Annotated in this window: 8 protein-coding genes; 6 read left to right on the forward strand and 2 right to left on the reverse strand. The window is 62.5% G+C overall.

Features of this window, described 5'->3' with window-relative positions; translation table 11 throughout:
* Positions 1 to 44 precede the first annotated feature (44 nt).
* Entirely contained in the window at positions 45 to 827 is a 783-nt protein-coding gene (locus ACYP01_RS22050; RefSeq protein WP_003944809.1) for a hypothetical protein, read from the reverse strand.
* Positions 828 to 1,029: 202 nt separating this feature from the next.
* On the opposite strand from ACYP01_RS22050, the gene ACYP01_RS22055 reads away from it, so the two are divergent.
* From ACYP01_RS22055 to ACYP01_RS22065, 3 genes are read left to right on the forward strand one after another with little or no spacing between them, the layout of a single operon-like run.
* Positions 1,030 to 2,490, forward strand: coding sequence for a FecCD family ABC transporter permease (locus tag ACYP01_RS22055; protein ID WP_073512408.1), 1,461 nt, complete (start codon positions 1,030 to 1,032; stop codon positions 2,488 to 2,490).
* The gene (locus ACYP01_RS22060; RefSeq protein ID WP_003944960.1) at positions 2,487 to 3,578 is read left to right on the forward strand and encodes a FecCD family ABC transporter permease; all 1,092 of its coding nucleotides are present in this window, start codon (positions 2,487 to 2,489) and stop codon (positions 3,576 to 3,578) included. The genes ACYP01_RS22055 and ACYP01_RS22060 overlap by 4 nt, the downstream gene beginning before the upstream one ends.
* Positions 3,575 to 4,426, forward strand: coding sequence for an ABC transporter ATP-binding protein (locus ACYP01_RS22065; protein WP_064075304.1), 852 nt, complete (start codon positions 3,575 to 3,577; stop codon positions 4,424 to 4,426). Before ACYP01_RS22060 ends, ACYP01_RS22065 begins: the two co-directional genes overlap by 4 nt.
* A gap of 10 nt (positions 4,427 to 4,436) precedes the next feature.
* Here the strand turns inward: ACYP01_RS22065 and ACYP01_RS22070 are convergent, their stop codons facing one another.
* Positions 4,437 to 7,010: a bifunctional lysylphosphatidylglycerol flippase/synthetase MprF gene (locus ACYP01_RS22070; protein WP_042450926.1), complete on the reverse strand. Its 2,574-nt coding sequence runs from the start codon at positions 7,008 to 7,010 to the stop codon at positions 4,437 to 4,439.
* Positions 7,011 to 7,202: 192 nt separating this feature from the next.
* On the opposite strand from ACYP01_RS22070, the gene ACYP01_RS22075 reads away from it, so the two are divergent.
* The 3 genes from ACYP01_RS22075 to ACYP01_RS22085 form a co-directional block, all read left to right on the forward strand.
* Positions 7,203 to 7,616: a BlaI/MecI/CopY family transcriptional regulator gene (locus ACYP01_RS22075; protein ID WP_003944876.1), complete on the forward strand. Its 414-nt coding sequence runs from the start codon at positions 7,203 to 7,205 to the stop codon at positions 7,614 to 7,616.
* Between the two features lie 25 nt (positions 7,617 to 7,641).
* Positions 7,642 to 8,595 (forward strand): M56 family metallopeptidase, encoded by a 954-nt coding sequence (locus tag ACYP01_RS22080; RefSeq protein WP_003944922.1) that lies wholly within the window; start codon positions 7,642 to 7,644, stop codon positions 8,593 to 8,595.
* 261 nt (positions 8,596 to 8,856) lie between these two features.
* Positions 8,857 to 9,152: DEAD/DEAH box helicase (locus tag ACYP01_RS22085; protein ID WP_459682453.1), on the forward strand; the 296-nt coding region annotated here is incomplete at its 3' end.

Consider the following 9,152-nt stretch of genomic DNA (forward strand, 5'->3'; position numbering starts at 1 on the left):
TCGTCACTCTCGCGGGGTGTAGCTCTCCGCGCGGTGTTCCACAATCATAGGCAAGGCTGACCTAATTTAGCAAGCCCTTCGTCGAACTGGTTCCAACGAGGACGCAGCGAGACCTTGCGGCGTGCACGCACGGGCAGCCCTGCGGCGACAAAAGCGTCCAGCAGCCCCTGCCCGCGGCGCTGAGCGGCTGATTCGCCCCCGCCGGCCAAGATGGGGACATATGCCGCTGCGCCCAGGATCGACTCCCCTACCAAGCCCCAGAATCTGAACTGGTCGACGGGCGCACACCTGGAGACGGCGTCGTAGATCGCCCGTAGCGAGGTCAGGCAACGGTGCGCGGTCCAGACGAGGAGCGCTTCTTCGCACGGCATGTCGACGACGCCGTCACTGCCGGACTCCCGTCCGTTCGGCGCAACTCGCAGAGTTTCGTCGATCACCCCGGCCCAGTCGATACCGCCGTCGCTGTCCATGTGGATGAACAGGTTCTCGAGGCCTGGATCCCAAGCGGCACCTTCGGAGACGATCGATGCGGCAACCCTGCCGACCACAGCGTGAATCAGTGATGTTGCGACCTGTATCGCCGCAGCTTCGGCACTGTCGAGATCCTGGAGCGAGCGGGCGAACATCTGATGCACCCGATCCCCGCACAAGCCTTCACTCAACTGCCACCAACGCCGTTTGCCTTCACCTGACATGGCGGCAACCGCGTAGACGCGCGGGTAGTCAGGGTTGAGTGCTCGTAGGCGAACGCTGGTGCGGCTCAATGCGTTCGACCGGAGTTCGAATTCACGAACATCCGCATGCTGGGTGGTCAAGGTGATTGTCACCGTGCACTCCAATCGGCCGAAGTTGTCTTGTGGTTCTTAATGTAGGTTAGCCTCACCATAATTCAAGAGTAAAGAACTGTGACGCTGGGCACCGCATATTCACAGGAACTTGCCCCGCAGGGAGCACACCCACATAGGGTTCCGTAACCTAAGATGCGAATTCCCTGCGCACAAAGACCAGGAGCTCGAACCGCCAGTGACGATGATCAAACCGCTCGGGAACGGACATCCCCGAGGACCCAGCGAGACGTACGGACGGCGCATAGTGCCGCGCGGCCCGGCTCCTGTCCGAATGCGTGTTCTAGCTGGGATTTTCGACGCGGGGGTGTTCCTGCTTCCGTTGCTCGTCGGCTGGTACGTCGTTCAGTCGCTCCGAGACGAGAACGGTGGCGGCGAAGCCGACCGCGCAGTATTCGGTGGGACGGCAATAGCCATTGCCGTTGGTCTCCTCGTGTGGAACCTGGGATTCCGCGAAGGTGCCACAGGCCGGACCTCGGGAAAGGGATGGGTAGGTCTGGTCACGCGTGACGCAAAGACAAAGCAGCCCATCGGCGTTCGCCGAGCTCTGCGCAGGCCGTTCGATCGAACCGGTATCGAGGTGGTCCGTGAAAGCACGGCGCGCGAAGAAGGGTTCGAGGAACTCGCGCGCGACAACAGCGTCGGGGCAACTCGTCGACGCCGGCTGATCGGTCTCGCGGTGCTCACGGTTCTTCTCGCGCTCGTCATGCTCGCGAGCATCGCGGTGGGCGCACGTCCGCTGACGTTTGCCGAGATCTTCCACGCCATCTTCAGTTCGGACGGCACCCAGACGGACATCATCGTGCGAACGTTGCGCGCTCCGCGGACCATCCTGGGTCTTGTCGTCGGCATCGCACTCGGTATCGCCGGCGCCCTGATTCAGGGACACACGCGTAACCCGTTGGCAGATGCCGGACTACTCGGCCTCAACGCCGGCGCGGCTTTCTTCGTAGTCATGGCGATCTATCTCTTCGGCTTCACCGCACCGAGTCAGTACCTCTGGTTCGCGTTTGCAGGATCGTTCGTCGCCAGCATCGTCGTCTTCGGCTTGTCCTCCATCGGAAACGGCGGCGCGAGTCCTCTGAGTTTGGCTCTGGCGGGCGCGGCCGTCGCGTTCTTCCTGCAAGCCATGACCAATGCCGTGATCATCCTCGACCAGACCAGTCTGGACGCCTACCGTTTCTGGGTAGTCGGGTCGGTGTCCGGTCGCGGGTTCGACGTTCTCTGGCAGGTCCTCCCCTTCCTGATACTCGGTTTGGTCATCGCCCTGGCGAGTACGCCTGGTCTCAATGTCCTCAGCCTGGGTGAAGACGTCGCAAAAGCGTTGGGAACGAACATCGCGTTCAGTCGCACACTCGGCATCATCGCGATCACCCTGCTGACCGGCGCCGCGACCGCAGCGTGTGGACCTATCGCGTTCATCGGATTGGTGGTCCCCCACGTGGCCCGGGCCATCACCGGACCCGACTACCGCTGGCTGGTCCCGTACGCGGGCTTGCTCGGTGCGGTCATGCTGATCACCGCGGACATCATCGGTCGCGTAGTCGTGCGCCCCGGCGAGTTGCAGGTCGGAATCATCCTGGCCCTCTTCGGCGCCCCGTTCTTCATCGCTCTCGTACGCCGCAGGAAGTTGGCAAGTCTGTGACGCTCAAGCAAGAACTCCGGGTACTCCCCCGGACCGTCCCCTCACGTAAGTCGATTCGTATCGGTGGATTCTCGCTGGTCTACCGTCCACTCGCGGTGTCGGTGTGCATTGCGCTCGCGGTCGCACTCTTCCTTCTGCTCTGCATCAACATCGGACGCGGCGACTATCCGATCTCGATCCCCGATGTCATTTCCGTCCTGCTCGGTAATGGAAGCAAGACACAGAACCTGATCGTCTTCGACCTCCGACTTCCTCGATCGCTCACCGCACTCTTCATCGGTATGGCACTCGGCATTGCCGGTGCGGTCACCCAGACGATCGCTCGCAACGCCCTCGCCAGCCCCGACATCCTCGGAATCACGGCCGGATCGAGTGCTGCCGCGGTTGCTCTCATCGTGCTCGGCGGTGGCGGGTCGTTCGTGGGACTGCTTGCCACACTGGGGATTCCGTTGGCTGCACTGTGTGGCGGTCTGCTGACAGCTGTGGTGATCTACGCCCTGGCATGGCGAAAAGGCGTCGAGGGATTCCGCCTCATCCTGATCGGCATCGGCATCAACGCCATGCTCGTGGCAGCGACGGGATGGCTTCTCATCTCGGCGGACATCAACGATGCTTCCCGCGCACAGGTGTGGCTCAACGGTTCGCTCAACGGTGCCACCTGGAATCAGATGTGGCCGGTAGCCATCGCTGTCGCGGTAGTCGGCGGCTACGCGGTGATCGCTTCGTTCACCATGGGAGCGCTGCGGTTGGGCGACGACAACGCCACCTCTCTCGGTGTTCGCTTGCAATCATCGCAGGCCAAACTGTTGCTCTCCGCCGTGGCGCTGGCCGCCATCGCAACCGCCGCAGCAGGTCCGGTCGGCTTTGTCGCCCTGGCTGCGCCACAGGTCGCCATGCGTCTGGTGCGCTCTGCCGGCCCGCCCATCGTGGCGTCCGCGCTGACCGGTGCTGTACTGGTGGTCGGCAGCGACGTCATTGCTCGAACAATTCTGCCTGTGGAACTCCCCGTCGGAATCGTGACTTCCGCACTGGGTGGTCCGTTCCTGCTCTACCTGTTGGTTCGTAACAATCGGAAGGTCACAGCATGACCACCATCGCCCAGTCCACCGATACTCCTTCGCGTCTCGTCGCCAAGAACCTGACGCTCGGGTACGGGGACCGCATCATCGTCGACGGACTCGATCTCGAGATCCCTACCGGCGTGATCACGACGGTCATCGGCCCCAACGGTTGCGGCAAGTCGACGCTCCTGCGTGCGCTCGGTCGTCTGCTCAAGCCCAAGGGCGGATCGGTCGTCCTGGACGGCAAGGCGATCAGTTCGATGAAGACCAAGGAAGTCGCACGGGTGCTCGGAATGCTCCCCCAGACTCCGGTTGCGCCCGAAGGACTCACGGTCGCCGATCTGGTCTCACGTGGGCGCCACCCGCACCAGTCGTGGATCAGGCAGTGGTCCGCGGACGACGAGGGCGAGGTCGCCGAAGCGCTGGAGCTGACCGGTGTCTCGGATCTCGCCGATCGACCCGTCGATCAATTGTCCGGCGGTCAGCGCCAGCGAGCCTGGATCTCGATGGCTCTCGCCCAGGGAACCGACATTCTGCTTCTCGACGAACCGACTACCTATCTGGACCTCGCGCACTCGATGGAAGTCCTCGACCTGGTGGATCAACTCCACGAGGAAATGGGGCGCACCGTGGTGATGGTGCTGCACGACCTCAATCTCGCGGTCAGATACAGCGATCATCTGATCGTGATGCGCGACGGCGCCGTCGTCGCTTCGGGCGTCCCCAAAGAGATCATTTCCGCGGAACTTCTGCTCGACGTATTCGGTCTCGAAGCTGCGGTCATCGACGATCCCGTCTCGGATCGGCCGCTGATCGTTCCGATCGGTACCCGGCACGTGTTCGGCGCCGTCGGCGGGCCGGCAAAGCCTGCGTGACGATCGCGAATCAGCGACCCAGAATCGTCCGAACAAGTTTGAATCCTTGACCGATCGTCACGGTCGGCAGGTACGCCCGTCCGACCGCGTTCCCGATGCTCGGCAACGCGGCTGGATCGGCGAAGGTCATGTGCATCGGCACGTACCGAGGCTGGAACTTCGATTTGAAGGCCAACAGCGAACGAAATCCGTAGACCGGTTCCAGGGTGCGACCGAGTAGGTCGAGCACGCTGTCCATCATCGCCGAGAAAGTCGTGGCCTCCGGTTCGTTCGCATTCCTCTCGGAATCACCGGCGATTGTTGCCAACGGTGCACCGGACAGACTGAGGAACTCGACGCCCTCCTCCTCCAATTTCAGTGCAGCGGAGGCGATGAGGAACTCCATCGCGGGACGGAATCCTTCGGAGCGTCGCCTCATGAAGTCGAGTGTCCACCCGACGACTTTGCCGTCGCGGTACACCGGTAGCCACGACGTGACACCGTGCACGGTGCGATCCTCGTCGACGGCGATCAGGCACCGCACTTGTTCGTCGTCGACCTCGTCGAGTCCGCCGAGGGTGAATCCCATCTCGGGCATCCCCTTGTCCGCCACCCATTCCTCCGAGATCGCAACTATCTGATCCTTGATCGCGAGAGGTGCATGAGGGAAGGAAATCCACTCGGCCGTGATCCCGGACTTCTTCGCCCGGTTCAGTGCTGTTCGCACATCCTGGAACCGCTTTCCTGTGAACGCGACCTGTCCGAGGTCGAGCACGGTTTCCTCGGCGACCTGCAGGCCGCTCCAGCCCATGGAATCAGTGATGCTTCGGGCGTCGTCGGTCACTGAATAGAAGCAGGGAATCCAACCGTTCGACGACGCGAACTCGGCAAACTCCTCGATCGCCGTGCGCATGCGATCTGGAGGACCGACCGGATCACCGGTTGTGAGAGCAACACCGGCGATGACGCGATACGCGACGTAACTCGAACCGTCCGCGCTGAACCAGTATGTGTTTCCCTTCCACGTCGTCATCCAGGACAACGGGCTGCCGGTACCGGCGATCAACATGGATCGCGCTCGTTCGGCGGCTTTGGGATCGGCAGTCTTGACCGGCTTGAGGAAACTCACGAACACCAACACGGCGGCGACGCCCCAGAACACGACGCCGGTCCACTCGAAGAGCAACGTCGACTCGATGTCCACGGGAAGCAGACGCGGATCGATCAACTGCAGGTACACGGGCGGTACAAGGCGCTGAGGGAAGTCCGCGAGCAACATCGTTACGGTGGGCTCGCGATCGAACCCGTGCCTGGCGAGCATTCCGCCGCCGACGTAGATCACGGCGAGGACCGCGAGCAAGGTCACGATCGCAGCACCGAGACGTCGGTATGTCTTGGCCGGGGCCGCGACGTCGAAGTATCGACGTGTCGCGATCAGCAGGATCAGTACGAAGAGCGGTGTCAGGAACGGCACCAGAGTTCGGTACACGTTCGGATCGCTGATTCCGTAGAACAAGCTGTCACTGTCGACGGCGTCGACGAACCTGATGACGAAGTTCCCGATCGAGAGGACGAGTAGGACGACCTGAGCACACACTGTCGCAATCCAGGCGAATCTGCGGCCACGACGGAGCCCGTCACTCAACACGAGAACGAAGATCGACGGCATCAGCGAGAGCAGAGTCGGGCCGATACCGGAGAGTCTGAGCTCGAGGAGTCCTCGTCGGCAGTCCGGATCCGACGACGACTCCTCGCACAGTTCTCGAACCTCGGCGACAGTCCAGGGAACTCCGCGGAAGAGGTCACGGAGGACCGCGAGTGGGCCGACCGCCTGCGGGGACAATGCGGCGATCATCGGGCCGATCGCACTCGCCGCGACGACGATGGCGACCAGGACGCGACCCTCTCGCTGTGTCCCGGCAATGCGCTCACCGCGCGCCGATCGTCCGACGATCCACTGTCCGATCACCAAACCCACCACAGCGGCAAAGAATCGGATGACGTCTTGCAGCTGACCACTGAACAAGGCCAAAGTGATCGTCAACGCCAAAGTTCCGACGCGAATGCGACGGCGCCACAGGGTGCCCATGTTCGAGCTGGCGGCCATCGCAGCGCCGACGATCCATGCACTGGCTCCGACCGCGGAGCCCACGTGGAGGCGGAATCCCCAACTGGAATCGAACACCTTCGCAAACGACGCCCAGCCGAGCCCGAGCAGGACTCCCAAGATTTGAGTGCTTGCGCCGGCGATCGCAAGCTTGATCGTTCCCATTCGGCGTTCGAGGGGTGCGGCGACTGCGATCAGGAGCACGGTCGCGCCGAGGTACCCGAGCAGGTTTCCTGCCCACAGCACCGACGTGAGCGGAGTCCAGATGCGGCCGTGCTGGATCGAGCCCATGCCGGCACCAATCGTGTGCTCGAGATCGCGGGACGGTCCGTGAACGAGGCTGCCGGTTGCGGCACCCACGATCCACATGGTGAGAAGTAGAACGACCGTCAACGGTGCGTCGCGAATGCCGAAACGGATGATGCCGGCAGCTTTCTGCGTGACTACCCGCGCCCGTGATGTCGATTCTTCGGTGCCCGGCGAACTGTCGATCGTCATCTACGTGCGGCTACTTTCTGCGGATCGACTGTTTGGCTTGCAATTATCGGGCATCGTCATTGTCGGGAATTCCGTCGTCTCACACCACCGTAACCGTCACGCAGATCACTATGGCCAATACCACACCCCCACCGAGGTGGTTACTACTACCAGTAGTACGTATTTCGTCGTGGAAGTCCGTAGAATCGAAGAATGGCAGGTCTAGGTGAACTCGAACGCGCGGTGATGGATCATTTGTGGTCCACATCGGAACCGCAAACTGTGCGACAGGTGCATGAAGCACTCGCGACGCATCGCGAATTGGCGTACACGACGGTGATGACCGTTCTGCAGCGCCTGGCGAAGAAGCATCTGGTGATTCAGCAGCGTGACGATCGCGCACATCGCTATCTTCCCGTCAACAAGCGCGAAGAGTTGGTCGCGAGCCTGATGGTCGACGCTCTGGCCCAGGCTCCGGAGTCCGGCGGTCGCGCCGCGGCACTCGTCCACTTCGTGGGACAGGTCAATGCTGACGAAGCCGATGCTCTCCGCGAAGCGCTCGCTGCCCTCGAGGTGCGCGAGTCCGCGAAAAAGGCTGCGCAGCCCGGAATTTCTAGGCCGAACTGATTTCGTCGTGCATGATGTGTAGGACATGAACGCCACTACTGCACTGGTTTTCGGACTGCTTGCCTTGTTGCTGGCCGGTCCGGTTCCCGCACTCCTGAGCCGCTCCACGTGGCCTTACCGCGCTCCACGCGCGGCGTTGGTTCTGTGGCAAGCCGTCGCAATTGCTGCGGTGTTGTCAGCATTCAGCTCGGGGCTGGCCATTGCCAGCCAGCTGCTCGTTCCCGGCGCTGACGGTAGGCCGACGACGGCCCCGACCGCCGAAATCGATGCACTTGGGCTCCCGCTGTGGATTCTGTACGTGGTTGTTTTTGCCCTGACGCTCCTGATCGGCGCGAAGCTGATCTTCTCGATCATCCAGGTCGCTGTGAGAACCCGACGTCGCCGTGCACGTCACCGTGTGTTGGTGGACCTTCTCGACGACTGCGCCATGCCTGCGTCGGTGGAACGCACACCCGATCTGCGCGTACTGGACGTCGACGAACCGATCGCGTACTGCCTGCCAGGTCTGCGTCAACGCGTGGTTCTCAGTCAAGGCACTCTGCAGAACCTCGATCATGCCGAGGTCAAAGCCATCCTGACGCACGAGCGTTCCCACCTGCGAGCTCGTCACGATCTGGTCCTCGAGGCTTTCACGGCCGTCAATCACGCGTTCCCCCGCTTCGTCCGTAGCAAGTCGGCGCTCGGATCGGTACAACTCCTGGTGGAGTTGCTCGCCGACGATTCAGCCGTGAGGGCTACCGGTCCCACTCCCCTCGCGCGGGCGCTTGTCGCGTGTGCCGGATCGACGGCACCCCGCGGGGCAATGGCAGCGGGCGGGCCGTCGACGCTCATCCGGGTGCAACGCCTCTCGGCCGACGACGCAGATCCCCGCATCGCAGTTTTTGCGTATCTCGGGGCGGTCGCGATTCTCGTTGTTCCCACGGTTGCGGTTGCTGTGCCCTGGCTCACCGAACTTCGACTGCTTTTCAACGCATACTGAGTCTTGACCTGCGTAACCCCGTGTAGTAGTGCAGGTCACAGGCGGGGCTACCTGACTTCGGTGTCCCCGGTGGCGTAGAGTGGATCACGGCCACCATCGTGGTCCGTCAACATATAACGGCACACAGCCCAATTCCCCGCAGTATGCGTTCGGATTGCCAGGTGACATGTGCCCTGGCTCGTCCCTTTGCGAACTGTGTCGTGTATTTCAGCATGGCTTCTTCCGCTCCGCGACGTGCCCGTAGTCCGGAGAGGTTTCCGCGTGACCAACGCTGTCCAAATGTCGTCTTCCGAGAACATCGAAGACCCCACCGTCAACACCCCCGCTGCCGAAGAAGCAGTCGCCACCGAGCCGGGAATCACCTTCGCCGAGATCGGCCTGCCCGAGCAGCTTGTTGCCGCATTGGCTCGCAACTCCATCACCGTCCCGTCCCCCATCCAGGCGCAGTCCATCCCGGACGCGCTCGCCGGAACCAACGTTCTCGGCCGCGCACAGACCGGATCGGGCAAGACCCTCGCCTTCGGCCTGCCGATGCTGACCCGCCTCTCACGCCACGA

The sequence above is a fragment of the Rhodococcus sp. no. 34 genome (assembly GCF_054589475.1).

What these genes read in the sequence shown, in the direction of transcription:
- ACYP01_RS22055 (WP_073512408.1), top strand. Translation starts at nt 1,030, where the DNA reads ATGATCAAACCGCTCGGGAACGGACATCCCCGAGGACCCAGCGAGACG.
- ACYP01_RS22080 (WP_003944922.1), top strand. Translation starts at nt 7,642, where the DNA reads ATGAACGCCACTACTGCACTGGTTTTCGGACTGCTTGCCTTGTTGCTG.
- ACYP01_RS22065 (WP_064075304.1), top strand. Translation starts at nt 3,575, where the DNA reads ATGACCACCATCGCCCAGTCCACCGATACTCCTTCGCGTCTCGTCGCC.
- ACYP01_RS22075 (WP_003944876.1), top strand. Translation starts at nt 7,203, where the DNA reads ATGGCAGGTCTAGGTGAACTCGAACGCGCGGTGATGGATCATTTGTGG.
- ACYP01_RS22070 (WP_042450926.1), bottom strand. Translation starts at nt 7,010, where the DNA reads ATGACGATCGACAGTTCGCCGGGCACCGAAGAATCGACATCACGGGCG.